This window comes from Bacteroidota bacterium (assembly GCA_035506275.1).
In the GTDB taxonomy this organism is placed as follows: Bacteria; Bacteroidota; Ignavibacteria; order UBA10030; family UBA8401; genus JAGVPT01.
In genome coordinates this window covers 94,162-120,607 of record DATJPT010000010.1, presented here as the reverse complement: position 1 = coordinate 120,607, position 26,446 = coordinate 94,162, and the positions used below count along the sequence as shown (strand labels likewise).

General features: G+C 51.8%; 22 protein-coding genes. All 22 read right to left on the bottom strand.

Translation table 11 applies throughout. From position 1 onward, the window contains the following. Positions 1 to 28 precede the first annotated feature (28 nt). Complete coding sequence (gene liaF, locus VMF88_09490) at positions 29 to 628, bottom strand: cell wall-active antibiotics response protein LiaF (protein ID HTY11291.1); 600 nt, start codon at positions 626 to 628, stop codon at positions 29 to 31. Between the two features lie 18 nt (positions 629 to 646). Further along, entirely contained in the window at positions 647 to 2,398 is a 1,752-nt protein-coding gene (gene polX / locus VMF88_09485; GenBank protein ID HTY11290.1) for a DNA polymerase/3'-5' exonuclease PolX, read from the bottom strand. Positions 2,399 to 2,406: 8 nt separating this feature from the next. Further along, entirely contained in the window at positions 2,407 to 3,114 is a 708-nt protein-coding gene (locus tag VMF88_09480; GenBank protein ID HTY11289.1) for a TIGR00730 family Rossman fold protein, read from the bottom strand. Positions 3,115 to 3,146: 32 nt separating this feature from the next. Beyond that, the gene (locus VMF88_09475; GenBank protein HTY11288.1) at positions 3,147 to 3,716 is read right to left on the bottom strand and encodes an aminodeoxychorismate/anthranilate synthase component II; all 570 of its coding nucleotides are present in this window, start codon (positions 3,714 to 3,716) and stop codon (positions 3,147 to 3,149) included. A 6-nt stretch (positions 3,717 to 3,722) separates the two neighbouring features. After that, a complete protein-coding gene (gene trpE, locus VMF88_09470; GenBank protein ID HTY11287.1) occupies positions 3,723 to 5,216 on the bottom strand; it encodes an anthranilate synthase component I in 1,494 nt (497 codons plus the stop codon). A 6-nt stretch (positions 5,217 to 5,222) separates the two neighbouring features. Next, positions 5,223 to 5,684 carry a thioesterase family protein gene (locus VMF88_09465; protein ID HTY11286.1) on the bottom strand — a complete coding sequence of 154 codons (462 nt, stop codon included), beginning with the start codon at positions 5,682 to 5,684 and terminating at the stop codon, positions 5,223 to 5,225. A 1-nt stretch (position 5,685) separates the two neighbouring features. Continuing rightward, complete coding sequence (locus tag VMF88_09460; protein HTY11285.1) at positions 5,686 to 6,717, bottom strand: GntG family PLP-dependent aldolase; 1,032 nt, start codon at positions 6,715 to 6,717, stop codon at positions 5,686 to 5,688. A gap of 7 nt (positions 6,718 to 6,724) precedes the next feature. Then, positions 6,725 to 8,377 (bottom strand): apolipoprotein N-acyltransferase, encoded by a 1,653-nt coding sequence (lnt, locus tag VMF88_09455; GenBank protein ID HTY11284.1) that lies wholly within the window; start codon positions 8,375 to 8,377, stop codon positions 6,725 to 6,727. Positions 8,378 to 8,443: 66 nt separating this feature from the next. After that, the gene (locus VMF88_09450; protein HTY11283.1) at positions 8,444 to 9,022 is read right to left on the bottom strand and encodes a phosphatase PAP2 family protein; all 579 of its coding nucleotides are present in this window, start codon (positions 9,020 to 9,022) and stop codon (positions 8,444 to 8,446) included. A 24-nt stretch (positions 9,023 to 9,046) separates the two neighbouring features. Next, positions 9,047 to 9,526: a 2-C-methyl-D-erythritol 2,4-cyclodiphosphate synthase gene (gene ispF, locus VMF88_09445; GenBank protein HTY11282.1), complete on the bottom strand. Its 480-nt coding sequence runs from the start codon at positions 9,524 to 9,526 to the stop codon at positions 9,047 to 9,049. A gap of 16 nt (positions 9,527 to 9,542) precedes the next feature. Continuing rightward, positions 9,543 to 9,821, bottom strand: coding sequence for an acylphosphatase (locus VMF88_09440; GenBank protein HTY11281.1), 279 nt, complete (start codon positions 9,819 to 9,821; stop codon positions 9,543 to 9,545). A gap of 13 nt (positions 9,822 to 9,834) precedes the next feature. After that, positions 9,835 to 10,728 (bottom strand): DMT family transporter, encoded by an 894-nt coding sequence (locus tag VMF88_09435; GenBank protein HTY11280.1) that lies wholly within the window; start codon positions 10,726 to 10,728, stop codon positions 9,835 to 9,837. Beyond that, the gene (locus VMF88_09430; protein HTY11279.1) at positions 10,725 to 11,828 is read right to left on the bottom strand and encodes a DUF362 domain-containing protein; all 1,104 of its coding nucleotides are present in this window, start codon (positions 11,826 to 11,828) and stop codon (positions 10,725 to 10,727) included. The genes VMF88_09435 and VMF88_09430 overlap by 4 nt, the downstream gene beginning before the upstream one ends. A 144-nt stretch (positions 11,829 to 11,972) precedes the next feature. Further along, the gene (locus VMF88_09425) at positions 11,973 to 12,842 is read right to left on the bottom strand and encodes a decaprenyl-phosphate phosphoribosyltransferase (protein ID HTY11278.1); all 870 of its coding nucleotides are present in this window, start codon (positions 12,840 to 12,842) and stop codon (positions 11,973 to 11,975) included. Positions 12,843 to 12,878: 36 nt separating this feature from the next. Continuing rightward, a complete protein-coding gene (locus VMF88_09420) occupies positions 12,879 to 14,549 on the bottom strand; it encodes a methylmalonyl-CoA mutase family protein (GenBank protein HTY11277.1) in 1,671 nt (556 codons plus the stop codon). Positions 14,550 to 14,649: 100 nt separating this feature from the next. After that, the gene (mutL, locus tag VMF88_09415; protein ID HTY11276.1) at positions 14,650 to 16,452 is read right to left on the bottom strand and encodes a DNA mismatch repair endonuclease MutL; all 1,803 of its coding nucleotides are present in this window, start codon (positions 16,450 to 16,452) and stop codon (positions 14,650 to 14,652) included. 51 nt (positions 16,453 to 16,503) lie between these two features. Then, positions 16,504 to 17,460, bottom strand: a complete 957-nt coding sequence (ftsY, locus tag VMF88_09410) for a signal recognition particle-docking protein FtsY (protein HTY11275.1) — start codon at positions 17,458 to 17,460, stop codon at positions 16,504 to 16,506. Beyond that, positions 17,457 to 18,026: a CDP-alcohol phosphatidyltransferase family protein gene (locus VMF88_09405; protein ID HTY11274.1), complete on the bottom strand. Its 570-nt coding sequence runs from the start codon at positions 18,024 to 18,026 to the stop codon at positions 17,457 to 17,459. Before VMF88_09405 ends, ftsY begins: the two co-directional genes overlap by 4 nt. Further along, positions 18,023 to 22,267 carry a S8 family serine peptidase gene (locus VMF88_09400; GenBank protein HTY11273.1) on the bottom strand — a complete coding sequence of 1,415 codons (4,245 nt, stop codon included), beginning with the start codon at positions 22,265 to 22,267 and terminating at the stop codon, positions 18,023 to 18,025. The genes VMF88_09405 and VMF88_09400 overlap by 4 nt, the downstream gene beginning before the upstream one ends. Positions 22,268 to 22,374: 107 nt before the next feature. Then, on the bottom strand, positions 22,375 to 23,868 hold the full coding sequence (purF, locus tag VMF88_09395) for an amidophosphoribosyltransferase (GenBank protein HTY11272.1): 1,494 nt from the start codon (positions 23,866 to 23,868) through the stop codon (positions 22,375 to 22,377). Next, a complete protein-coding gene (gene nadB / locus VMF88_09390; GenBank protein ID HTY11271.1) occupies positions 23,846 to 25,471 on the bottom strand; it encodes an L-aspartate oxidase in 1,626 nt (541 codons plus the stop codon). Before nadB ends, purF begins: the two co-directional genes overlap by 23 nt. A gap of 79 nt (positions 25,472 to 25,550) precedes the next feature. Beyond that, positions 25,551 to 26,240, bottom strand: coding sequence for an outer membrane beta-barrel protein (locus VMF88_09385; protein HTY11270.1), 690 nt, complete (start codon positions 26,238 to 26,240; stop codon positions 25,551 to 25,553). Between the last annotated feature and the right edge of the window lie 206 nt (positions 26,241 to 26,446).

The following is a 26,446-nucleotide window of genomic DNA, read 5'->3' as shown; positions in this document are numbered from 1 at the left end:
ACGATTGAGAGCCTTTCACCATCTTCGCCTACCACACTTTCACGTCGCCAAAAACCTGATTCGACAGGATCCGAAGCTTCTTGGGGGCCGCCGAATAGTTCGGGGAGGAGAAGAAAATTTCCTGCCCGAATCCTGTTTTCATGTTTCCTAAGACCCTCACGTCCCCGAACACCGAATGCGACGTCACTGCGATCTCAATATCTTTCGGAACCAAGACGTGGAGGTCACCGAATACGCCGTCCAATTTAAGTACCTGCTCCCCTTCCGCGAGCGCGATTTCCGAGAGGTCAATGTTCATGTCGCCAAAAACATTCGAGATCGAACCGCCGCGGAAATCCCTCGAACTGATCTTCATGTCCACGTCGCCGAAGACGTTTGAGTTGTGGATGGCAGAGGCGCTGGATTCCTGCGTCGTTCCCATCGTCACCGGTTCCGTCGTCGCGGAGGGCTGCGATGGACCCCGTCCGTACCTGAAGAATATACGAATTCCAATGAGAATAAGAATCACCGGCCAGTAGGTCGAAATGATAGCGCCAAAATCGGCGATTCCGAGATTGTCGAGCAGAAAAAGGACCCCCAGTGTGATCAGAATTAATGCGCCAAGATATGGCCGGCGATGCGCACTCATGTGTTTCTCCTTTTCAAATTATCGTTGAGATGAACCGAAATATTTTTGGACCTGGTGCAAGTTCATCGTATTGAGGACGTCATTCTTCTCCAGCCATCCTTTGCGCGCAATGCCGACGCCGTACCGCACGTCTCGCAAACCGTCGACGACGTGGGCATCCGGGTTGATGGATATTTTGACCCCCTTTTCCTTTGCATACTTGCACATCCGCCAGTCGAGATCCAGCCGTGAGGGGTGCGCGTTGATTTCGATGCACTTTCCGTAGTCAGCCGCGGCATCGATGATCGCCGTCTGGTTCAGCGGATAACCTTCGCGCTGCAGCAGCAATCGCCCCGTCGGGTGGCCAAGGATCGTCACATATTTGTTCTTGATCGCTTTCATAATTCGCTTTGTCATCTCGGCTTCGGTCATTTTGAAACTGCTGTGGACCGATGCAACGACGTAGTCGAACAATGAAAGGACTTTGTCGCTGAAATCAAGCTCGCCCGTGGCAAGGATATCGACCTCTGTACCACTAAAGATACGGAAGTCCGGCCATTTTTGATTCAACGTATTGATCTCTTTTTGCTGCTTTTTCACCCGGTCCTCGGTCAGGCCGTTTGCATAGACCGCAACCTTGCTGTGGTCTGCGATGCCAAGGTACTCCCATCCCAGGTTTTGCGCCCCCTCCGCCATCTCCTGAAGAGTGTTGACCCCGTCGCTGTAATTTGTATGGCAATGGAATGTGCCGCGGATATCTTTTTCTGAGAGGAGATGAGGCAATTTGTTCTTTTCCGCAGCTTCAATCTCGCCGAAATCTTCGCGCAGTTCGGGGGGGGTGTACTCAAGCCCGAGCGCTTTGTAGATCCCCTGTTCATCCCTGCACGGAACCGTTTTCTTCGCCTTCCCCCGTTTTTCGTCCGAGCCGAGCTTTGAAAAGCCGTACTCATTCAGGCTGAGGTTAAATTTTTTTGCGATCGTCCTGAGCCGGACGTTGTGGTCTTTGCTGCCGGTAAAATAATTGAGCGCAAATGGAAACTCCGAATCATCGACCACGCGAAGGTCGCAATTGATACCGGATTTGAGAACGACGCTCGATTTTGTTTCCCCCTGGCCGGTTATTCGTTCGACCTCAGAATGCGACGTGAATGCCTTCATGATGGCAGGAACAGCCGATGACTTCGCACTGGCGACGATATCGATATCGCCGATGGTCTCCTTTTTCCGCCGCAAGCTGCCGGCGATTTCGGCGCGGATAATTCCTTTTTGCTTCACGACCACGTTGTAGATGTTCTGAGCGTCCTTTTCAGCTTGTGAATAGAGGAATTTCGAACTGTGTTTCCGCAGCGCTTCTATCCCCGCCAGGATGTTCTCTTCAGTTTTCTTACCAAAGCCCTCGACCTTTTCAAGCTTCCCCGCCTTGCATGCGGCTTCAAGCTCTTCGACCGATTTGATCTTCAGCTTCTCGTACAAGATCTTCACTTTCTTGGGGCCTACGCCTGAAATGCGCAGCATCGACATCAGTCCTTCGGGGAGCGAGGATTTCAGCTCCTCATAATACTCAGACTTCCCTGTCGTGACAAGTTCGGAGATCTTCTCAGCGATCGCTTCGCCGACGCCCTTGATGTTTCTCAGCTCGCCCGCCCGGACGAGCGTTTCGAGGTCTGCCGTGGCGCCTTCGATCGCCCGCGCGGCATTATGGTATGCGCGGCACTTGAACGGGTTCTCCCCCCGTAATTCGAGGAGAGTCCCGATTTGATCGAGTATATCCGAAACCTTTGCTTTATCCATGCTCACCTCTAGAAATTCGGGGCGTGTTCGGTTCCTTTGTAGAAATCGGCCACGGTCTGAGCCGCGGTTTTCGGGTCGTCGGTCATCGAAAAAAGCTGCAGGTCAATTTCCGAGATGTTGCCTTCTGTGAGCATTCTGTTCTTCACCCAATCGAACAATCCGCTCCAATATTCCTTTCCCATAAGGATGATCGGAAACTTGTTGACCTTCCGGGTTTGCACCAAAGTGACAGATTCAAATAATTCATCGAGGGTGCCGAATCCGCCCGGCATCACCACGAACGCCTGTGCATACTTGACGAACATGACTTTGCGGACATAGAAATGTCTGAACGTGATCAATTTATCCTTGTCGATGTACGGATTGGCGCTCTGTTCAAAAGGGAGATCGATATTGATCCCGACCGAAACGCCCCCGGCTTCTTTCGCTCCCTTATTTGCCGCCTCCATAATTCCGGGTCCGCCGCCGGAAATGATCCCGTATCCGTTCTTGACAAATTCCTTCGCTACTTCCACCGTCATGTCGTAATAGCGCGTCCCGGGTTTCGTGCGGGCTGACCCGAACACTGTGATGCAGGGCCCGAGGCGGGAGAATGTTTGGAATCCTTCGACAAATTCCGACATCACGCGGAACACCCTCCAGATGTCGTCCTGTGTCTTTAGGAGTTGATCGAGCTTTTTGTCCTGAGCAATGTCGTGTTCAGTTCTGGATGCCATGAGATTTTTCCTTTTTCGAAGTTCTGACCGCGCTAGTAACGGCGCCTGATGAAATTTTCAAGAATGATCTTCCCGTGTTGCGTTGCGATCGATTCCGGGTGGAATTGAACGCCGAACGTCGGTGAACTGACATGCCTCACTCCCATGATCACCTGGTCGTCCGTCCACGCGGAGATCTCCAATTCTTTAGGCCTTGTTTCTTTTTTTATGACGAGAGAATGATAGCGGGCGGCTGAGAATTGATCCGGGACTTTTCGGAAGATCCCTTGTCCGTTATGATTTATTTTTGAGACCTTCCCATGGACGACCGTCGGTGCTTTAACAATGTCTCCGCCGAAGGCTGCTCCGATCGCCTGATGTCCCAGGCAGACGCCGAGGATCGGAATCGATGCGTGAAATTTCTTTATGAGTTCGACCGAAATCCCGGCCTCGTGCGGCGTACAGGGACCGGGAGAAATGACGATTCCTTCGGGCTTCATCTTTTCGATGTCCGAAAGCGAGAGAGCGTCGTTACGGACAACACGCAGCTCGACGCCGAGTTCGCCGAGGTATTGAACCAGGTTGAACGTGAACGAATCGTAGTTGTCAATGATGAGGATCATCGGCCTCTAATCCGCCTTTCGCAATTTCTTCACCGCGCTGACCGTGGCTGCAACTTTGTCCATCGATTCCTGGAACTCCTTTTCGGGGACGGAATCGTGAACAATTCCTCCGCCGGCCTGGAAATATGCTGCCCCGTTGTTGACGACGATCGTTCTGATGGCAATGCACGAATCGAGGTTGCCGGAGAAATCGAGGTAGCCGACAGCGCCGCCGTACACCCCGCGTCTGCTTGGTTCAAGCTCGGCAATGATCTCCATGGCACGGATCTTCGGAGCGCCGCTGAGGGTCCCTGCAGGAAAGCAGGAATACAGCGCATCGACGGCCGACATTCCTTTTTTCAACTTTCCCCGGACGTTGGAAACGATGTGCATGACATGCGAATATTTTTCGATCGCCATAAATTGAGTGACGTCGACGCTTCCGTATTCGGATATCCGTCCGATGTCGTTCCGCCCAAGGTCGACGAGCATGAGGTGCTCAGCGCACTCCTTCTCATCCGCCAGCAATTCTTTTTCCAGGCGGGCATCTTCTTCCGCGGTCGCACCGCGCCTGCGTGTCCCGGCGATCGGACGTGTTTCAACGATCCCGTTGTCCAGCCGCACAAGCAATTCGGGGGACGACCCGATGATGGACATGCCGTTAATGTTGAGGAAATAAAGGTACGGCGATGGGTTGACCGTCCTCAGCATGCGGTAAATGTCGAACGGGTCGCCGGCGTATTCCATTTTCATCTGCTGGGAGAGAACGACCTGGAAAATATCTCCTTCGACGATATATTGTTTTGCTTTTTCAACGTTCGCAAGGAAATGATCCCGGGTCATCAAATGTTCCAACTGCCCGATCGATCCGGAAGAGTGAACGGCATACGAGACGCTTTTTTGCAGAATGGTTTTCAGCCGATGAATTTCTAGAACGGCTTTGTCATATTCTTCGCGCAGCTGAGCCTCACCGGCTCCTGCCGGGACGTAGGCATTGGCAACGGCCGAAACGTTTCGCTTTACGGCGTCAAACACCAGCAGCGTATCGAAGAACATCAACGTCGCATCATTAACTCCAAGGAGGTCTATTTTTGCGGACGGGACGTTTTCCAATAACTGAATGGTTTCGTATCCAAAGTATCCGACCGCGCCTCCGGTGAAGCGGGGCAATCCCTGGACGGGGACGGTCTTGCAGTGGGCGAAGATCTTTTTCAGCGCCTCAAGCGGATGCATCGAAGGATCGACAAGCTTGGGCAAAACATGGACATCAGGATGCCGCGGCTTGATGGTGAACGACCTCCCACGAATCTCGAAGACCATGAACGGGTTGTATCCGAGAAACGTGTAGCGGCCGATCTTCTCTCCCCCTTCAACGCTTTCGAGCAAGAATGAGTATGGGCTTTCGTCTTTGAGTTTGAGATAGACGGACACCGGCGTTTCGGTATCCGCCATCAACTCCTCGTAGATGGGGATGATGTTTCCGCTGCCCGCAAGCTTTTTAAACTCTTCGAAACTCGTCATGCTCATTCAAACAATGATTGAAGGCCACTGAATGCGGCAATGTTCCCCTTCGTACTTCTGGGCCAGTTTTCGGAAGTCGTCGGGAACCGGCATCGGGCGGTTCGTTTTATCGTTGAGCCAAACATGGACAGCGACATTTTCGGCGATCGTTGTGCCGTCGGATTCCCGCTCCAGCAATCCTTCAAAAATAAAGCTGGTATTCTTGATGGACGAGATTCGGGAATAGACGTTGAGCGTGTCGCCGTATCGTGCCGCAACACGGTAATCGATCTCGTTGCGGGCGAGAACTACTTTGGATTGATTGTTAATGGTGTTGATGTCCACTTTCGCGCCGATGGTGTTCAGGTACTCGATCCTTCCGACCTCGAAGTAATGAAGATAGACCGCATTATGAACGATTCCCTGCCAGTCGATCTCATAATTTCTCACCCGGACGGTTGTCCGGTGGCGAAAGAGTTTCTTGTCCATGCTATTTCAGTGTAGAGAGAAGAATATCACCGGCCTGCTTTACTTGGTCCATCGAGACGTCCAGATGCATCACTGCGCGGATGCTGTTGTAGGAACCGAGGGTCACCAAAAGTCCCTGCGTTTTCAACAGCGCAATAATTTCATCCGGTTTTTTCCCGGTTCCTTCGGTGTTGACAATGATGATGTTGGTCTGCACGGCGTCCAAGTCGAGCGAGAGCTTTGGGATCGATGAGATCTTCTCGGCCAGGAATTTTGCTTTCTCGTGATCTTCTTTTAGACGTTCAACGTTATGGTCGAGAGCATATACCGCTCCCGCGGCGATGATGCCTGCCTGACGCATTCCTCCGCCGAAGACTTTTCGCCACTTATGAACGCGTTCGATGGTCGCGGCGGACGCGGCGACTGCCGAGCCGATCGGCGCGCCGAGTCCTTTGGAAAAACAGACCGAAACGGAATCAAAGTGCTTCGCATATTCTCTCGGGTGAATGCCGGTGGCAACCCACGCGTTCCAAAGCCGCGCGCCGTCCAAGTGCATCAGCATCTCATGCGAGCGGGCAAAGGACGATATGCGCTCTATCTCATCGATCGGATAGATTGTTCCGCCAGCACGGTTGTGCGTGTTCTCGAGACATACCATTCTCGAACGGGGCATGTAGTAGACTTTCGGACGTATCGCCGACTCAAGCTGTCCCGCGCATATGACGCCCTTTGTTCCCGGAATTGTCTTAACCTGCACCGAAGAAATCAACGATGGGGCCGCCGTCTCGTAGTTGAAGATGTGCGCATCCTGCTCGCAAATGATTTCGTCGCCCGGTTCTGTTTGCGCTTTGATCGCGAGCTGGTTGCTCATGACGCCGCTCGGCACGTAGAGCGCTTTCTCTTTCCCGAGAAGGGCTGCAACTTTTTCCTGCAATTGAACGACGGTCGGGTCTTCGCCGAACACATCGTCGCCGACCTCCGCGTTCGCCATCGCCTGCCGCATTGCCGCGGAGGGCTTCGTTACTGTGTCGCTCCGAAGATCAATGTAGTTCATTGTGTTTTCAGATCAGTGTTTTTTTGGGCCGGAAGAAAATAAATTGAATTACACTCCCCGCGATAAAAAGTCCCGAAACGATGCCGGCGATCCGGGGAAGCCAATCGCCGTGTTTTGCGTAAAACGTCAATTCTGACCTTGGAATTATCGATCCTGTAATCGACGCCCTTGTGTACATTTGGGTTGCCTGATACAATCTGCCAAGCGGATCGATAAAGCAAGATATCCCGCCGTTGGCGCACCGGACGACCCACCTCCTGTTTTCGACGGCCCTCAGCACCGCATACTGGCAATGCTGCCGCGCGCCGGATGTATTCCCCCACCAGCTGTCGTTGGTGATGAACACCAAAAACTGGGCCCCTTTTTTTACAAAGGCGCTGACAAACTCCGGGAAGATAGACTCATAACAGACCATTGCCAGAAACTTCGCATGGCGAACTGAATCATCAAACACTGTACTGTCTCTTCCAATTCCCCAATTGCTGATGCCGACTCCCCAGCGCAGCGGTTCGATGAGAAAAGAGATCGATCCGGCATACGGGATCCGTTCGGCGAACGGGACGAGACGCATCTTTTCGTACGATTGGATCCGGTCGTATTTTGGCTCGAAATAGAGAATGGAATTATAGGAATCATAATGGATGTGCGTGCCCCGGATAACGCTGCTCGCTGCCGGAGCAATGCCATTCTCATAATACTTGTACCCGATGTATCCGCTTGTCAAAGAAATATCGAGCGAATCAAGAACGTGCCTCACTTTTTCCCGCTCTCCGGTCATCGCGGGAAGGTCGAACAAAATTGCCGTTTCCGGCCATACCGACATTTGAACACCGGCCTTTTTTTGTTCGCCGGTCATCCTTAAAAATTCACCGATCTGTTGCTCTCTGCCGGCAATCGTTTTAGAATCGTCCCATTTTGCCCACGGGTCGACGTTGGGCTGAACAATTCCGACTGTCAGCGGCGGCAGCCCGGATGACGAGAATCTATTTTCATCGATCGTCATGCTGTAAAAATTGGGGAGCAGATAGACGACCGCAATTGCCCCCGTCACCGCGAGGTTTGTTTTCAGGGATAGTTCTTCCTTCTTCCTCATGGCGCCGGTCAGAAGGAAGAAGAAAAGGACGTTCAGGATGACAAGCCAGAACGAAATGCCATAAACGCCGGTGAGTTCTGCAAATTGAATCTTTGCGAGCTGGTACGTTTGGGTGTTGCCAAGGGTCAGCCAGGGGAACGCGAATTCACCGAGGGCGTACAGCCATTCGAACGAAATCCAGATGAACGGCAGCGCGACAAGGCCGGCGTTCAACCCAAAGCTTCTGCGCACGACAAGATATGAAAGAACGATGACGCTGAAAAAAAGGGGCTCCCACAGCAGCAGCAATCCTCCGGCCAGCATCAAAAACGGATCCTTCGCATGAGTAAATCCTCCTACCCAATAGAGCGCAATGCAGGATGCGACGAAGAAAGTCAGGTACGAGTAGAGGAATCGACTGCGATGAGAACGGAGCCGCTCGGTTAAAAGAAGCAGCGGCACCAGCGCGATGCACGCCAGCGGCCCCAGGGGGATTGGTGGGAACGAACACCCGAAAAGAATGCCTGTCGAAATGGCAAGGACGATATTGGTTCGTGTCGCATTGTTCGTTTCGGTGAAATTGTCCACGAAGAAATTGGATCGAAGAATGACTGAAATAATGTAGAAAGAAGAATCGAATTTTGCAAATTGACTTTAGGCCGGCGATGCTGGATCCCTGCGGATAATTTTCCTTTCGATATAATCCCACCCTGTGATCAGGCAGACAGCGCACGCCCATCCGATGAGCGCTCCTCCGGCGATGTCCGACGGGTAATGGACGCCGATATACGGTCTGGACAGAGCCACGAGAGATGCGAGAGAAAACCAACCCCAGGCGTACCTGCGGTAATAATGCGACAGGATCGTGGCTCCGGCAAAATTGTTGACCGCATGCGAGGAGGGAAAAGAATATCCGCTCCCGCAGTCAACCAGGAGGCGGACACCTTGCAGCGCGTGGCACGGGCGGATCCTTGTGAAGAGATGTTTCAAGACCGTGCTGCTGAATTGGTCGCTGACGATGATGGATGCCACAAGGAGGATGCCGGCCGTCCGTCCCGTCTTCCCTCCGCGGATCATCAACCAAAGCCAGAGTACGCCAACGATGACGATCGTTGCTTTCTGTTTATTAAGGTCGGTCAGGAAGGGCATCAGCCAGTCCAGGACAGGATTGCTGATGGTTCGATTGATGAAAAAAAATACGGCGGTATCAATCGAGTAAAGGAAATCGGCCATGGACGCTGCGGAATGACAGGGGTTTTATGAAACGGAATTGATCAGGGCGACGGCGTACGCAACGGCCCCTTCTCCAGCGCCGATGAACCCTAAGCCTTCATTCGTCGTCGCTTTTATGGAAATTTTGGATGCATCAAGATGAAGAGCAGCGGCTATATTGCTTTTCATTTGGTCGACGTACGGCGCAATCTTCGGACGCTGCAAGACAACGGTCGTATCAACATTGATAATTTCATAATGATGATCGGAGATCAGTTTTGCCACGCGTTCGAGCAGGACGAGGCTCGAAATGCCTTTGAACTGTTGGTCCGAATCGGGGAAATGCTTGCCGATATCCCCAAGGGAAGCCGCCCCAAGCAGGGCATCGGCAATTGCGTGGAGCAAAATGTCGGCGTCGGAATGCCCCAGCAACCCCTTTTCCGAAGGAATATCTTCGCCCCCGAGAATCAATTTTCTTCCGGGGATTAGCTTGTGTACATCGTATCCGAACCCTATTCTGTTCATTGCTTCCGGCCTTCCCCTACTTGATTGAGAATCCAAGAAAAAGATTGTTGGGCGCGCTCCATTCAACCCGGACATCCTTCACCTGAGCAGAACGGGGGCCAATTTTCAGATGCGTAATGAGCTCTTCGATGAGCGAACGGTCTCCTTCCACTTCTACTGTGACCGTGTCGTCGTAATTATTTTTCACGTAGCCCTTCAATCCGAGTGCAACAGAATGCCGGTTGACGAACCAGCGGTATCCAACTCCTTGCACAAGTCCGACGACGGTAATCGATGCGTGAATGTCCTTGTTCACGGGAGGCGACCCATCATTCTTCTTCCGGCAACGGGAATTTCCAGTGAAATCTTTTGATGAAATTATCGGATAATTCCGAAACAAGAATTCCAACGACGATCAGCAGCGCGCCAAACACTCCCAACATACCCAAAATTTCGCCTAAAATAAAGTAGGCTAACACCGCAGAGATGACCGGCTCCAACGTAAATAAGATCCCGGCGCGGGTTGGGGTCGTGTCCTTTTGGAACCGGGTCTGAACGTATGTCGTTACGACGGTAGAAAGAAATGCGGTGTAGAAAAGCAGCCGCGCTAGATTCCAGGTCAAATGAAGTTGCGGCACCTCGAAGGGGACGAGCATCCATCCAAGAACCGCCGTGATCGCGATCTGAAGAAATGCTAGCGGAAGAAGTTCTTCTTCCTTCGAAAAGATATCGAGGTAGACGATATAGAATCCGAATAAGAACGCGCCGATCAGCGTTAACAGGTCGCCGAGGTTGAACCCGGACCCGCTCGGCGAAGTGAGAAAATACAATCCACCGCTGACGATAACGACCCCCACGATATTTCCGAGCTTTGGAACACGGCGTTCTATGAGCATCTGCGCCATTGGTGTGAAAACGACCATCATGCCGGTAATAAAGGCCGACTTCGACGCCGTCGTGATCTGAAGTCCATACGTCTGAAGCACAAGGCCCACGCCCAGGAGAATGCTCAGGACAATCCCCCTTCGCAGCGTCGATCGGCGTATTGACCGCAACCTTGAGGGGAAAAATGCGGCAAAGATCATCGAGCCGAGGGTAAACCGGATCGCGACGAAGAGAAAGGGGGACACATCGGCGAAGCCCAGCTTCATAATCACGAACGTCCCTCCCCAGATGAACGTTGTCCCAAGGAGTGCGAGCTCAGCTTTTTTCCGGGGGGTCATTTCGAGAGGTCTTCCCCGCCGTATTCATCGAAGAACTTAGCCCATTTCGACTGCGTGCGGACCTTTCGCATCATGCTCTTCCCTTTGAGCGGCCACCAGAGATAGTCGTGGTAAAAGTACGACCCGAAAACGAATCCGTACACGAGCGGCGTATGAAAGAAGAGTTTTTGGAACGATTTGAGCGGTCCGAACCAGAAGAAATCGCCGGCCATGCTGGCGAGATTATCGCCGACGGTGAAGCCAAAATTAACGCTGGAGATGTCTTCCCCGACGATTTCGATGTCTCGCGGGTCCGCACAGCCGAGTTTATCCTCATGCGCCAGGCGGAGATATTTGATGCTCAACGGGTCGAACCCCATCATCTTTGCCGCTACGGCATCGATCGCAACCTGGTCGGCGCTTGCTATAATATAGTCCTTTTCCACCGGGATCATCGTCCGCGGCCCGGGACCGTTGCCGCAGATCGTCCCGTCCATCACCGCGAAAAGCCCGGAATGAATTTCCTTCTGGATGGCGAGAAGATCGACGAGGGTTTCGTGAATCCAGGTATGCGTGTAATGACGTCGAGTGTTCAGCAGTCCGCCGAACGCATTCTTCATCGCGCCCGTTGTCGTCGTATAAATATGGGTCTTTACCGTCGGGAGATGGACGATGTTCTTTCCGAGAAAATATTCAGGAATGCGGATGCCATGCGGATAAATTCTGTTCAAGGCGCGCATCCGCGCCTTCGGCGCATAATTGATCCATTGTATTTCATTAGGATTGAAATTATACCGCTCTTCGATCCCGTATTTTTCGTAGATCGGGCTGAGCTTGTTCAGCTTCTCTCCGCGGTAGGGATCGGTAACGACGGTGTTGTTATGTACCGAAACCAAATCAGAATACCCGCATGTCTTAAGGGCTTTGACCGTTCCTTCGAGCTGCCACGGAGTTGTATTCGCGCTCAGGTAAGGGAAATGCCAGCTGATGTTATCTTTTAGGATCGTCGGGGACGACTTTGAAAGGGCCTGTTCCGCTCCCGCAAGCTTCAGGAGTTTCTCATAGTCCGAAATGACTGTAGCAGGATTGGTCTTGATGACGGCGACGCGCGAACGAGTCATGGTTTGAACCTAAAGTAAAACAGACAATTTCTCCGCAATATAAAACATTTTAAGAATATCGGCTACTATGCCGGGAAGATATATCTTGATCGGGGCCTATCTGAAAAAGAATAAGAAAACAAGGTTCGGAAGTTATGAAAAGCATCAGTGGTAAATAATGGCGACGCAAGAAAGGAACCATAAACAAAGATTGATAAACATCGGCCTGTCCTTTAGAATGATCGCGACCGAATTTTCCCCCATGTTCATTCTCATCACGAGAAAGAGATAGCGGAAAATTCCAAAAAGAACAAAGATGGTGGTGAAGATCAGATTGTCCGACCCAAAGGCGTTCACGGTCCGTTCCGCCACTGTATATAAGGCATAGGAAATCGCCATTCCGGATGAAGTGACCACCATGGCGCTGTCGAGAAAGTTCACGTCATAGTGCTGAAGCACTGTTCGTCCGGATGCCCCCTCGTGCTGCTGGAATAACATGATCTCCCCCCGTCTTTTGGCCAGAGCCAAAAAGAGCGACAGAAACATTGTGCAAAGAATGATCCAGTGGGAAATCATGACATTGATAACTTCAGCGCCGCCAAGAACGCGGAGCATGAATCCGGAAGCGATGATGAACACATCGAGGATAACGATTTTCTTCAGTCCGACCGAATACAGGATCTGTAACACGAGGTATGACAGCAGGACAAGCTGAAAGCCGACGGGGAGCGAAAGAGCCAAGGGGGAAGCGGCGAGGACCAGAATTGCGCCCATCGCGAGGGCTGCCAGGGTTGAGACCTTCCCGGATGCGATCGGCCGGTTCTTCTTGACCGGATGGGCGGCGTCAGCTTCCCTGTCAAGGATATCATTCACAATGTAAACAACGCTGGAGATGAGGCTGAAGGAGATAAACCCTTTCAGCGCAACGCCAAATAACTGGGAATCGAAGAGATGCTTTGAAAAGACGAGCGGGGCAAAAACGAAAGTGTTCTTGATCCATTGAGACGGACGCAGAAGGCGGAAATATTGTCTCATTTTCAATGTCTGTCGTTAGTGTATGGGATTCCAATACTAAAAGACAGCAGGCTCCTCATAGACTCCGAAATGTTCGGCAAGTGCGTTGCACATTTCACCGAGCGTCACGTACGCTCTCGTCGCCTTCAAGAGCAGCGGCATAAGATTCGATCCATCTGCAGCGCCCCGCTGTAGTTCGCCCAGAGCTCCTTCGACATTTGCTGAATTTCTTTCATGCCGTAATTCAGCAAGTCGTTTTCTTTGCTTGGCTTCCACTTCCGGGGTAATGTAAAGAATAGGGATTTCCAACTGCTCTTCCTCCTCAATATACTCATTAACACCGACGATAATCTTCTCTTTTTTATCCACGTCGCTCTGATAACGATACGCAGCTTCGGCAATCTCCCGTTGAAAGAACCCTTCTTCTATCGCAGGAATCACTCCTCCCAGCATATCGATCTTTTCGAAATACTGTTCTGCCTCTTCTTCCATCTGCGTTGTCAGCGACTCCACAAAATAGCTTCCGGCAAGGGGGTCGATCGTGTTCACGACGCCGATTTCGTGTGCTATAATCTGCTGCGTTCTAAGGGCTATTTTTACGGCTTTGTCGGAAGGAAGAGCGAGCGTTTCGTCCATCGAATTGGTGTGGAGCGACTGCGTTCCACCCAAAACGCCCGCAAGCGCTTCGAGGGCCGTCCGGATAATATTGTTCTCTGGCTGTTGAGCGGTGAGAGAGCAGCCGGCTGTCTGGGTGTGAAACCGGAGCATCCATGACTTTGGATTTTTTGCGCCGTACTTATACCGCATCCGCTTTGACCAGATCCGGCGCGCTGCTCTGAACTTTGCGATCTCCTCAAAAAAATCGAGATGGGAGTTGAAGAAAAAAGAGAGGCGCGGTGCGAACTCGTCGATATCCAACCCTGCCGCCATCCCGGCTTCAACGTACGCAAAGCCATCGGCGAGAGTGAACCCGAGTTCCTGGACCGCAGTTGAACCGGCTTCCCTTATGTGATAGCCGCTAATAGAGATAGGATTAAACTGAGGAAGTTCTTTTGCGCAATAAGTGAACATGTCCGTAATGAGCCGCATTGAAGGCGACGGCGGATAGATCCATTCCTTCTGGGCGATATATTCTTTGAGGATGTCGGCTTGGATCGTCCCCCGCAACGATTTGGAGGCGACTCCCTGTTTTTCCCCGACCGCGATGTAGAAAGCGAGCATCATTGCTGCGGGAGCATTGATGGTCATAGACGTGGAAACCTTGTCCAGCGGAATTCCTTTGAACAGGATCTCCATATCCGCAAGGGAGCTTATTGACACACCGCAAATGCCGACCTCGCCTTCCGAGAGCGGGTCATCCGCATCCCTCCCCATCAGTGTCGGCAAATCGAACGCCGTTGATAAGCCCGTTTGGCCATGTTCGAGAAGGTACTTGAACCTTCCGTTCGTGTCCTCGGGCGTCCCGAATCCGGCAAATTGGCGCATGGTCCATAACTTGCCGCGGTACATATTGTGATGAACACCCCGCGTGTACGGGAATTCGCCGGGGAAGCCTATATCGGAAAGATAGTTGATATGTTGTATATCGTCGGGGGTGTAAAGCGTTTCAATCGGTTCGCCGCTCACGGTAGTGAACTTTATATTTTGCCGCTTTCCCGCCCTTGACGCATGTTCATTCCAAACCGCTTTCGCCTTCTTAACGGCATCCAAGCCCTCAATCCCAGCCATGTTCACTATCCTCCAGAAGAAATCAAGATAGATTGATGTTTCTTAATAACAAGGTAATTAAATACAATTTAATGTATTAACCTATTTCATGGAATCGATTTCAAGATGTCCGCATGAACCTTCTGTCCAACTCGCCGAGTGAAATTTTGACTACGACAGGGCGTCCATGAGGGCACACGTACGGCATCGATGTCGCGAAAAGCTGGTCGATTAATACTCGCATCTCCACTTCCGTAAGCTTGTCGCCGGCCTTAATGGCCGCCTTGCAGGAAAAGGATTTTGCCACATTGTCGCGGGCATCAAGCTTCACCCGATGCTGATTGTTCTTGAATTCATCCAATATATCCTGGAGGATGCTCCCTTCGCTCCCTGCCTTGACGTCCGTCGGCACACCCTCAAGGACAATAGTGTTTTTTCCGAAGAGTTTTAACTCAAAACCGATCGCTTGCAGATGAGGAATCAACTCTTTTGCAAGGGCGAAATCGCCCGAGGAGAGTTGCGCGGTGTGAGGAAAAAGCAGCTGCTGGGAGACCGGGACGGCATTCTTGAAACTCGCCAAGGCCCGTTCATACAAAACCCGCTCGTGAGCTACATGCTGATCGACGATCATCAGCCCTGTTCTGATCTGCGAAAGAATGTATTTATTATGAAGCTGCCAGATCGCTTTTCCTTCCTGAGCCTCGTTTTCCCTGGTGCCATGGGCAAACTGCTGCGGTTTGCCGTTCTCCGGAAGGGGCACTGTCGGAATATCGGAAAAAAGTTTATCAAGGTTCAGAGGGTGGCCCGCCGGACCCTCCGTCGAGGCCAGGAAGGGGCCGGATGGAACATTGTTGAAGCCGGCGGAAAAGTGGTGAGGGAGCGCAGCATGCCGCAGGGAGGCAAATGACTGGTCAAAATTTTTGGAGGAGTTCACTTCGAGCGAGGGGACGAGATCGTTTGCGCCGAGAGCTTTTCGGACAACCGAAATGACGAAGCGGTAAATGCTCTGCTCATCGGCAAACTTCACTTCCATCTTGGAAGGATGGACATTCACGTCGACTTTGTGAGGGTCAATGTCGAGAAAAACGAGGTAGAAGGGAAAATTCCCTTTGTCCATCAAATGCTCGTAGCCGGAAAAGATCGCATGATTGATCGCCCGGCTGAAGATCGGCCGCTTGTTGAGAAAAAGGTATTGGTCGACTTTCGATTTTCGCGCAAAATCGGGTTTGCCGATGAAGCCCGAGATAGAGAGAAGATCGGTCTCCTCTCCAATCGGAATGAGAGTTTCGAAGTGCCGTTCGCCGTATAAATTCTTCAACCGTTCCTGAATGCCCCCCCCTTTCAGGTCGAGCAGATTCTCCTCGTCGCTTATGAATTGAATGGCAATATCCGGACGGGAAAGCGCGACCCGTTGCACGACATCATAAATATGCTTGAATTCGGTATTATTTGATTTCAAGAAATTGCGCCGGGCAGGCGTGTTATAGAAGAGGTTGCGCACGGTGATCATTGTCCCCGGCTGCGCGCTTGTTTTCGAGTGTTCTTTCAGAGTCCCCCCTTCCATTCGCACCAATGCACCCACCTCCTCATCCCGGCGCCGGGTCTTCAGGTCTACGTGGGCGACCGCGGCAATCGATGCAAGCGCTTCCCCCCGAAAGCCAAGCGTTCGAATACTCTCGAGGTCTTCGTATGACCGTATCTTGCTCGTCGCATGACGGCCGAATGAGAGGACGGCATCCTCATCACTCATCCCCGATCCATTATCGGAGATCTGAATGAAACTTTTTCCCCCCTCTTTTATAACGATCGAAATGGAGGTCGCCCCTGCGTCGATCGAATTTTCGACGAGTTCTTTTACCACCGATTCAGGCCGCTGGACAACTTCGCCGGCGGCGATCTTGTTCGCGAGCTGGTCGGGTAATATGTTGATGGTTGCTGCCAGGTCAAATCCTTTGCAACGGTGATGAGAAACTGCTCACACAGCCGCTTTTTCGAAGAGGGCGTCAACGAACGCTGATGCATCGAACGGCTGCAGATCTTCGATTCCCTCGCCAACGCCGATGAAGCGCACAGGGATTTTCAACGCCCGAGTGATTGCGATGATGATCCCTCCCTTTGCGGTCCCGTCAAGTTTGGTCACCACCAATCCGGTAAGGCCGACAGCATCATCGAATTGTTTCGCCTGCTGGATGGCATTTTGGCCAGTCGAGGCATCAAGGACGAGCAGCACCTCGTGCGGCGCATCGGCCAGGCATTTCTTCATCACGCGCTTTATTTTTTTCAGTTCTTCCATCAAATTCACTTTCGTGTGAAGGCGTCCGGCGGTGTCGATAATAACGACGTCGGCATTGCGGGCTTGAGCGGCTTTCACCGTGTCGAAAGCGACCGCTGCAGGGTCTGAACCGTGCACTTGCTGAATGATCGTTACGCCGGCGCGTTTGGCCCAAATCTCCAGCTGCTCGTTTGCCGCTGCACGAAAAGTGTCTGCGGCGCCTATGAGCACGTTCTTTCCTGCATTCTTATAGTTGAATGCAAGTTTGCCGATGGTCGTGGTTTTTCCGACGCCGTTCACGCCAACGACCATTATCACGTATGGTCTGGAACTGGCCAACGGCTCCATCGGGCCGATACTCTGTTTTTGGCCGCCGTTTTGGAACATTGCCGAGATGGCAGACCGAATAATGGCGTTTAGCTCCTCGGGACTTTCATAGCGCTGATCTTTCGCCTCCTGTCTGACCGCCGAAAGAATGAGCTGTGCGGTTTCGACGCCGATATCTGCGCCGATCAGGATTTCGTCCAGTTGATGAATGAAGTCGGTATCGATCGTTCCTTTAGAGAGGACAAGCCTGCCGATCTTCGAAACAAAGGCCTCCCGCGTTTTCGCAAGGCCGTCTTTGAGGCGGGACAATTTTATCGAGTCGAAGAAACTCATAGGCGCGGTTTATTTTTATCAGCAGCCAGCACAGCAATAAATCGTCTTGTATAAACGACGAACGAATACACGAGCAATGTAACGCTTATCCAAAATGAAATCGTCTCTAACGCCGAAAAAATGCGATAGTGTACGATCGAGAGAGTCAATGTTAACGCGACAAAAGAGACCGCCAGCTTCCCGGGCATATTCGAGGGAAGAATGAGTCCGGTTCGCTTTCGGATATACAGCCCGCCTAAAAAAATGAGAAAGTCTCTCGCTACAATGAGGAGTGCAAACCAAAAAGGAATATCGCCAAAAAACAGAAGTAAAACAACAACAATGCCGACGCCGATCTTATCGGCCAAGGGGTCAATCACCTTTCCCAGTTCTGACTCCTGATGCAGGAGCCGCGCAAAATATCCGTCGAGGGCGTCGGTCGTTACGGCAATAAGGAGGAACAGCACGGCATATTCGCGGTGATGCGGCATTGAAGAGAGAAAGAAGTACACGACCGGCCCCATCAATACAATGCGGCTGAGGCTCAGAACGTTGGAGATCGTCCAGGGATTTTCTTTCGTCGTCATTTAATGATCGCAAATTTTCCGAGTTTTGTGCGGATTTGGTTGTTGTTGGCATCAAGCTGTGTTGCCATGAAGACATAGACTCCCGATCCGACAAGCCTCCCGTGCTGATCGGTCAGATTCCAATCGAGTCCGGCAGCCCTGGTATCGCCTTCGACGCTGGCCACTTTTATTCCGTTCGGTTCGAAAATGTCCACGCGGCAATATTGCGGGAGATTCGCGAATGTAATATGGTTGCGGGCTGCATCGCCGTTCGAATACCGCAGAGGATTCGGAAAGACCATGACATGATCAAGGTTCTCAACATCGATGACAAGTGACAGAGTTTGTCCTTTGCCGTCGTTAAGAGCATTCCCGTCATTGTCTACGATATTCTCACTTGCCGTCAAATCCATTCTGAAGCCGAGCGGCGTGAGATGTTCATTGTCCTGAAGAAAAAGAAACACTTTTGACCGTGATAGCGTATCGAGCTGCGCTTCTTTTAAGGCGAAGGTTCTAACGGCGTTTGAGAAATGATAATTGGCGATATCCAAAGCAGCGGCCGAAAGCGTATCGTTAAACTCAAGCAATAATTCTGTTTGTGAAATGATCGATGCTTTTTCAAGGTAAAATGTGTGAACGGGTTGGAGCGAACTAACGAACGATTTTTTCTGAGCGCTGTCGGCAGCCATTCCGTATACGTCAAATAAGCTCCTTGCGCGGACAAAGTGCGCACCCGTTACAAGAGGCTGAGCGAAGGTCAGTAATAATTCAGAGGGATTGTGAACACCCAGCGAGACCGGCTTCAGAGTGTCATCGAGAAAGATTTCAGCGGAAGTCAGCCGGGTTTGATCGAAGGGAATCGACATCCAAACAGCGATTTGCGTCAACGATTGCTCCAGAACAGAGTCGATCCGGGCTGGGTTGTGAGGCATGGTGGACACGGGCGACGAATGATCGCTCTCAACCGGGTTCAACAACGACACGGCATACCAATACGTTTTTCCGCCTACCACAGTAGTATCGATGAAGGCCGTTCCGTTTACTGTTGTCAGCAAGGTTTGCGGCGGAGAGACAGAATCCCTGTACACTCGGTGGGGCGATGAAGGGGCAGCAGAGCTCCACTGTATTTCGACCGCACGAGCCGAAAGCGGTGTCGCCGCAATCCCCCACGGCGTCTGCGGCTTCGATGAAGTTGACGTCTTTTCGAAAAAGTGAATCATCCCTCCCGCGTTGAAACTAAACTCCGGAATCCCGTTGCCGTTGAAATCCGAAACGAGGACCGAGTTCGATGCGGACAAATGAACCCAGGCCGGGGCAAAGGACTGGCTCGAAGGATCATAGTCGATCACGTAGAGGTACGGATTAAGGCTCAGAAATAATTGGTCATTCGTTGAGCCAGATATTTTTCCCGCCGCCACTCCATTGTTGTACTGAAGCCCGGCTTTGACGCCGTAAAAGGTCTGATCCCAGATCTTTGTGAATACGTAGGCCGAATCGCCCGGCCGGTGAGTGAAAATGCGGACGGTCCACGCCGGCGGGTCGTACTCCCGCTCGGCGTTCAAATCAAGATTTGAATGTCCGGCGACCGCAAAATCGAGATGGCCGTCACCGTTAAAATCACCGGCAGTGAGGTAATCGCTCGTTTCGAGCAGGCTTGTGGTATCGGTCCATACAAGTTGAAACTGAAAGGGGGCAGCCTGCTTGTTCACCTGGCTGTACATCACCATATCGCCGTCGTAGTCGGCAAATAATATTTCTGTATTCCCGGTCCCAGAAAAATCCCCTACCAACGTCCGCGGAGGGCCGAATTGATTTGCGGCATCGCCAGGCAAGGGAGGAGTCGGATCGCTCAATTGTGCCATCAGCTGAAATTTATTCTCCCCCATATTCTTAAAGATAAGGTATTGCGTGCTCGATCGGGCGATGAGGTCAAGTTTGCCGTCGCCGTCGAAATCGTAAAGCTGGCTTCCCCATACGTCGATCGAATCGACAAAAGTTCTGTTTGAGAAAAAGGAGCTTCCACCTGCATCAGACGTTAACAGTTCAGTGTATCCTTCGTCCTGGACCAGGGTAGAAAGCCTTCCGTCGCCAAAAGCATCTTTCAGATCATGAGGAACCCATTGGCGCGGAGTAGAATCGATCGGAATGAATGCGCCATTTACATACTGAAACGCCATCAGTTTGCCGAAACTTCCCGCTGCATCATATTGATTCAGGATCACTACGGGCTTTCCCGAGATCATTCCGGTCTTGTTCAACAAATATCCTTCCGGCAAGGTCCATGGCAGCTCCGTAAAACCGGTCGTGGAAATATTAAGACCTGGAAAATCAAATGTGACGTAATTGTTGCTGGTCAATGCGGCGGCGGGATACGTGACGGTTCTTCCAGCCTGATCGGCGGCCTGGACGTAAAAATCGTAAGACACGCCGGGTTGGAAATCCTTTTGCGTCAAAAGAAACGAATGGTCAAGCTGAATTCCCGCTGAGGCAATCTCTTTGAACTGTCCGAGGGGGGAATGCTCCCGAAACCAGAGTCTAGCGGAACATGGCTTGTCGACCTTTAAGACCGCAAGAGCCCCCTCCTGTTCTTGAACAACTATGGAATCCTGGAAAATAAAGCTCAAAACATTCGGAGCCGACCTTGTGATCAATACGCGCTCTCTGTTTTCAACATCTCCACCCTGGATATTTGTCACTTGCAATCGAAGAGTATAAATTCCATCTAATAAAGAAGTTATATTCCACAGAGCAAGGGTATCGTTGATAAAATTTCGATGATCATACGAGGCGAGTCGAATCCACGATGCCGGTGAGTCGCCGATTCCATAAAACACGTTAACCGAGTCCAATTGGTCTGTCGTTGCCGTCCCGATGACCGGGACAACAGAATTATTGAGCTGCGCATCAGCTGAAGGAGATGTGATTTGTACGACGTTTCTTTGAGGCTGTGAGAGTAAAACTCTAGCATTCACAAGACCAGCGCCATAATAATTGTCCCAGCCTTTGTCTCCGAGATCGATGCAACCTGCCAAAAGATTCGCGCGAACTTCATCGTTGGTCAGCGGTGGACCGCTTGCTCCGCCGGACTTTAATTCAGCCAAACTGATCAGAAGCGATGCGATCGCCGAAACGTGAGGAGCAGCTGCGGATGTGCCTGTGAACGCCGATTGGTATCCCCCGCCGAGGCCTAGTGTGGGGATAGATTCGCCCGGCGCCATTAACGCAAGCGATGGTCCGTATGAAGAAAAGAACGATCGTTCTTCAGATTGAGATGTCGACCCGACCGAAATTACCTCACTAAAATCTGAAGGATAGTGAGGATAACTTGTTCCATCATTGCCGCTTGACGCTATGAGCACAACGTTTTTCTCGTGTGCATAGTGAATGACATCCCTCATCAGGGGAGACAAAATGACATCCCCGAAGCTCATATTGAGGACCTGTACGCCGTTGTCGGCTGCATATATTATTGCCGCGGCAATGTCTGCGTCTGTCCCATCTCCATCGGCATTGAATGCACGGAGCGGGATAATTTGCGCGATCGGAGAGATGCCGGCGATCCCGAGCTTGTTATTCACTTGTGCTCCGATGATTCCTGCAACGGCAGTTCCGTGGCCATTTTCATCCATGGGATCATTGTCGCGCGTGGACCAATCTCCGATATCGGGAATCGGCTGGTCGACAAAATCGTATCCGCGCCAATCGTCGATATAGCCATTGCCGTCATCGTCCACCCCATTGGTCCTCTTATCGCGGCCAAACTCGTCGAGACCTGTCTCCCCGGGATTAGTGTAGATCCTCGATGCAAGGTCCGGGTGAAGGTAATCCACACCCGTATCGAGGACGCCTACGATCACTTGAGGAAGCGGCTGATCAAAAAAGCCGCTCGCCCAGAGTTCAAATATTCCTATTTGGTCCAGGTCCCATTGGCCGGAGAAAGCTGAGTCGTTGGGAAACTGGTCGATCTTATAGATGTAATTCCTTTGTGCATAATCGATAAATGGACTTTGTTGAAATTCTGACAAAGCTTTATCAGTGGATGCGGCATCAGAGAACATGACCCGGGCAAGGTGCGCTTGGCTCAACGAACTTGGTGACCGGACTCCGACTTTTTGAGGAGAGCTTCTCTTCGCCGCACCGATCGATGAGACTTTTCGTACCGACTGCGAATAGGTCTGCGATGCGACAGCCGAAAAATCTCTGTTAAGGAAAACTTGATTGAGGACCGAATCGGGAGCATTGGAGCTGAATTTAACGATCAACTCGTTGGGGACGTACTTTTGCGAAAAGGCAGGGGAGCGAAGAAAAATTGTACCTATGATTATGGCAAGAACGAAACGATAACCTTTTAGGGAGGATTCATCCATTCCTACGATTCGAGACCATTTTTGTCCGTTGTCGTCTCAACGCCGGTGGGGAATTTTCCGCCGAAGCAGGCAGTGCAGTAGCTCTTACCGCCGGTTTGAGGAACAACGTCGAGCATTTTCTGAAGGGATAAATAGTGGATGCTGTCCACGTCCAGTTCCTTGCGGATTGTTTCGACATTTGCGTTGCAGCGCACAGCGATCAATTCCTCTTTGCGCGGGAAGTCCATTCCCCAGTGACATGGACTGATGATCGGGGGCGAAGTTATTCTAAAATGAATCTCCTTCGGGCCGGCTTCTTTCAATAACTTAACGAGCTGCTTTGAAGTTGTTCCGCGTACAATCGAGTCATCGACGAGAACAACCTTCTTCCCTTTTAGGACGCCTTTCACCGTGCTGTATTTTGTCCGGACTTTCATCTCCCGGTCTCCCTGTTCGGGCTGGATGAACGTCCTGCCGACATAGTGGTTTCGGATCAAGCCGATCTCAAGCTTCGTCGGTATTCCCTGTTTGTTGCTCTCGGAGACGAAGCCGAGCGTGGCGGTATTGCTTGAATCGGGGACACTGATAACGATCGTCTTCTCGTCGCTGTCGGGAGCGATCGGAGCCTCTTGCGCAAGGGCTTTTCCAAGTTTCCGGCGAACTTTATCGACGCTTTCGCCGAAGATCTGGCTGTCCGGCCGCGAAAAGTAGATATACTCAAAAATGCAGTGGTGCGGTTTTTCGTTCTTCTTCGACAGCCGGCGAGAATGAAGTTTCTTTGCTTTGGTTCCGTTGTCGTCAATGACGAGAATCTCTCCCGGTGCAATATCGCGGACATATGTCGCATCGATCATATCGAATGCACAGGATTCCGAGGCGACAACAAACCGGTCGTCCTTTATGCCCAACGCGAGCGGGCGGATTCCGTAGACGTCCCGCGTGGCGACAAGCGATGTGTCGGTGAGGATCAGAAGCGAAAACGCCCCTTCAATTTTCTCCAGCGCTTCCTGTATTTGGTCAATCTGCTGCTTCTGCTTGCTCCGCGCAATCAGGTGGAGAACGATCTCGCTGTCGGATGTCGTCTGAAAGATCGTCCCCTCATCCTGCAACTCCTGCCGGAGGGTCCGGAAGTTTGTCAGGTTGCCGTTGTGGGCCAATGCCAGATTGCCGTTCCGGTAGTTCACCGTAAACGGCTGGATGTTGGACCGGTTATTCGCCGACCCCGCGGTCGAATAACGGTTGTGCCCGATAGCGGAGGTTCCCTTCAGTTGGTCCTGAACAACTCTGTAATCTTTGAAAACGTCGGTAACAAGCCCCATTCCTTTCACTGCGTTAAAGTGATGCCGTTGTTTCTTCGGGTCGTACTCGTTCGTCACGATGCCGCTGGCTTCCTGTCCCCGATGCTGAAGCGCATGAAGTCCATAATAGGTGAGCAACGATGCCTGGGGATGGTCGAAAATCCCGAAGATCCCGCAGGCGCAGCGGGGTTTGTCGTTATCGAGTCGCGATTTTTTCATTCACCAAATCCGATGTGATGATAGTATCATGCAAGCAATGTTGGTCGTCTAGCTTCGGGTAATCCGTTGTAAAGTGCAGGCCGCGGCTCTCGTGCCTCATCAACGCCGAACGAATAATAATGTCGGCAACGCACGCCAAATTTCTCAACTCAATAAGGGCCTCGGTGACCTTGGTGCGCCTGTAAAAGTCGGTCACCTCTTTCAGAATGAGCTGAATCCGCCGGTGGGCACGCTCCAGCCTCGGTGTCGACCGGACAATGCCGACGTAATCCCACATCAATTGCTGAATATCCCGCCGGTCGTGAGCAATGAGCACCCATTCTTCGCTGTTGATGGTGCCGGAGTCGTCCCATGGCGGAATGCCGGAGATCGCTTCTTTAGGCAATTGGCGCAGCTTGATGTCCTCTGCCGCTCTGTGGGAATAAACAATCGCTTCGAGCAAAGAGTTGCTTGCGAGGCGATTGGCCCCGTGCACCCCCGTCATGCTCACTTCACCGCACGCATACAACCCCGAGATCGAAGTCCGCCCGTTGAGGTCTGTCACGACGCCGCCGCAGATATAATGCGCGGCAGGGACAACAGGGAGCAATTCTTTTGTGATGTCGATCTTGTACTCGAGGCATCGCCGGTAGACATTCGGGAAGTGATTCTTGACTTCTTCAGGGTTTAAGTGGGTAACGTCAAGGTACACATGTTCTGCCCCGCTTTTTTTAAGTTCGGAGTCGATAGCGCGCGCCACGATGTCTCTTGTTGCCAGCGAGCCCCTCTTGTCATACCGAAGCATGAAGTCCTCGCCCGACGTCGTTCGTAATATGCCGCCGAATCCCCGGACCGCTTCTGTGATCAGGAATTCCGGCGAGCCCGAGTTGTAGAGCGCCGTGGGATGAAACTGAATGAACTCCAAGTTGCCGATGGGGGCCCCGGCGCGGTATGCCATCGCAATGCCGTCTCCGGTCGCGATCGACGGGTTCGTGGTGTGGAGATACACGTGTCCCGCTCCGCCGGTCGACAGCATCGTCACAGGGGCCAGGAAGGTCTTCACAACGTTATTGTCGACGTCGAGGACGTAGGCCCCCCAGCAATGGGTCTCGGAATGCTGTTTCTTGGCGTGTTCGAAAAGATGATGTTCGGTGATGAGGTCTATCGAAATATGATTTTCGTAGACCTTGATGTTCGGATGGTCGGATACTTTTGCGAGAAGAGCCCGTTCCACTTCCTTCCCCGTAAGGTCTGCTGCATGAGCGATACGGTGCTGGGAATGCCCCCCTTCCTTGCCGAGATCGAGCTGGCCTCCTCTTCGGGTGAACTCCACGCCGATCGTGATCAATTCCTTCACGCGGTCAGGGCCTTCTTTCACCAGCACTTCCACCGCATCGCGATGGCACAAGTGGGCCCCTGCGTTCATGGTGTCGGCAATATGCGATTCAAACGAGTCGGTCGACGAGAGAACCGAAGCGATCCCGCCTTGGGCGTAATTCGTGTTCGATTCCGCTTTCTGTTTTTTCGTAACGATGGCTACAGACCCGAGCTCGGCCACTTTCAACGCGTAGAACAATCCGGCAATGCCGCTTCCGAGAACAAGAAAATCCGTCTTTATTTCCATATGTCATAAGGTACGAAATTCTTTTAAAATAAAAAAGGCGTTCCGCAGAACGCCTTTGTCACGTCTGTGACCGGTACAACTAAAAATAAATGTGCAGTGTTGCCCCCGCAGAACCGAATCCGAGAATTGTTGTCGTGCTCGGTTCTTTGGTTGTCACGGAAGTATTTCCGTTGCTCTGGACATTGTCGGACTGCGAATTAAGGCTGACAATGTTGAGCTGATATTCCGCTGAGACGCTCAGTTCGGAGTAGATAAAAAATTCCGCGCCGAGAAATCCGGCGACCTGGAATGTAACACCGGTGGGGCCGTTGGCAGGATCGTCTTTATCCTCCCCCTGGGAGGCGTTGCCGACCACTGGGGGCTTATAGTCGTTGGACATCGTAATGAACTGAAGTCCGGCCCCCCAGTACGGCCGAACGCGGCCGGCGGTCATGTACATCAGGTAATCAGCGCCGATCCCCAAACCGAAGGAGGAACCGGTTCCATCCGTTCCGCTGAGGCCCGTAGGAGCATTTGCAGGAATGCTCCTGCTTGTGGAGACCACTTGAAGGCCGACTCGGATCGCAGCGTCGCTGTTAAGGAAGTATGAACCGCCAATTCCAGCGGTCGGTGCATTAGGACCTGTGGCGTTAAGGCCGAACGCGCCCAAGCCTCCGAAAGTAAAGTTGAGAGATTTTGACCCCGCTTTCACTCCTGGCGTAACATCTTGAGCAGCAGCAAAGCTGAAAAGCATCGCGAGTGCCAAGAAGAGCATAAGAACTTTTTTCATGACATCCCTCCAGGTGAGTTTATGGAAATGTTGTTTGATTGATGAATGCCGCCAACGATACGTGGAGCAATCGGGCAAATGTAGGGAGGGAGAACTGAAGAAGCAACAAATTATTTAATATTGCCGTAACGTCCAGGCACCAGAAGCAGTTCTGTAAAATAAAAAGGCCTTTCGTTTTGGGAAAGGCCTTTTTGACAGCTTATTTT

Coding starts and splice junctions, on each gene's coding strand:
- purF (HTY11272.1), bottom strand. CDS start 23,868: ATGAAAAAATCGCGACTCGATAACGACAAACCCCGCTGCGCCTGCGGG.
- VMF88_09475 (HTY11288.1), bottom strand. CDS start 3,716: ATGATCCTCATCATTGACAACTACGATTCGTTCACGTTCAACCTGGTT.
- VMF88_09430 (HTY11279.1), bottom strand. CDS start 11,828: ATGACTCGTTCGCGCGTCGCCGTCATCAAGACCAATCCTGCTACAGTC.
- ftsY (HTY11275.1), bottom strand. CDS start 17,460: ATGAGTTTCTTCGACTCGATAAAATTGTCCCGCCTCAAAGACGGCCTT.
- nadB (HTY11271.1), bottom strand. CDS start 25,471: ATGGAAATAAAGACGGATTTTCTTGTTCTCGGAAGCGGCATTGCCGGA.
- trpE (HTY11287.1), bottom strand. CDS start 5,216: ATGACGAGTTTCGAAGAGTTTAAAAAGCTTGCGGGCAGCGGAAACATC.
- VMF88_09465 (HTY11286.1), bottom strand. CDS start 5,684: ATGGACAAGAAACTCTTTCGCCACCGGACAACCGTCCGGGTGAGAAAT.
- VMF88_09435 (HTY11280.1), bottom strand. CDS start 10,728: ATGACCCCCCGGAAAAAAGCTGAGCTCGCACTCCTTGGGACAACGTTC.
- VMF88_09480 (HTY11289.1), bottom strand. CDS start 3,114: ATGGCATCCAGAACTGAACACGACATTGCTCAGGACAAAAAGCTCGAT.
- VMF88_09420 (HTY11277.1), bottom strand. CDS start 14,549: ATGGCTGGGATTGAGGGCTTGGATGCCGTTAAGAAGGCGAAAGCGGTT.
- liaF (HTY11291.1), bottom strand. CDS start 628: ATGAGTGCGCATCGCCGGCCATATCTTGGCGCATTAATTCTGATCACA.
- VMF88_09450 (HTY11283.1), bottom strand. CDS start 9,022: ATGGCCGATTTCCTTTACTCGATTGATACCGCCGTATTTTTTTTCATC.
- VMF88_09425 (HTY11278.1), bottom strand. CDS start 12,842: ATGAGACAATATTTCCGCCTTCTGCGTCCGTCTCAATGGATCAAGAAC.
- ispF (HTY11282.1), bottom strand. CDS start 9,526: ATGAACAGAATAGGGTTCGGATACGATGTACACAAGCTAATCCCCGGA.
- VMF88_09385 (HTY11270.1), bottom strand. CDS start 26,240: ATGAAAAAAGTTCTTATGCTCTTCTTGGCACTCGCGATGCTTTTCAGC.
- polX (HTY11290.1), bottom strand. CDS start 2,398: ATGGATAAAGCAAAGGTTTCGGATATACTCGATCAAATCGGGACTCTC.
- VMF88_09460 (HTY11285.1), bottom strand. CDS start 6,717: ATGAACTACATTGATCTTCGGAGCGACACAGTAACGAAGCCCTCCGCG.
- VMF88_09405 (HTY11274.1), bottom strand. CDS start 18,026: ATGACGACGAAAGAAAATCCCTGGACGATCTCCAACGTTCTGAGCCTC.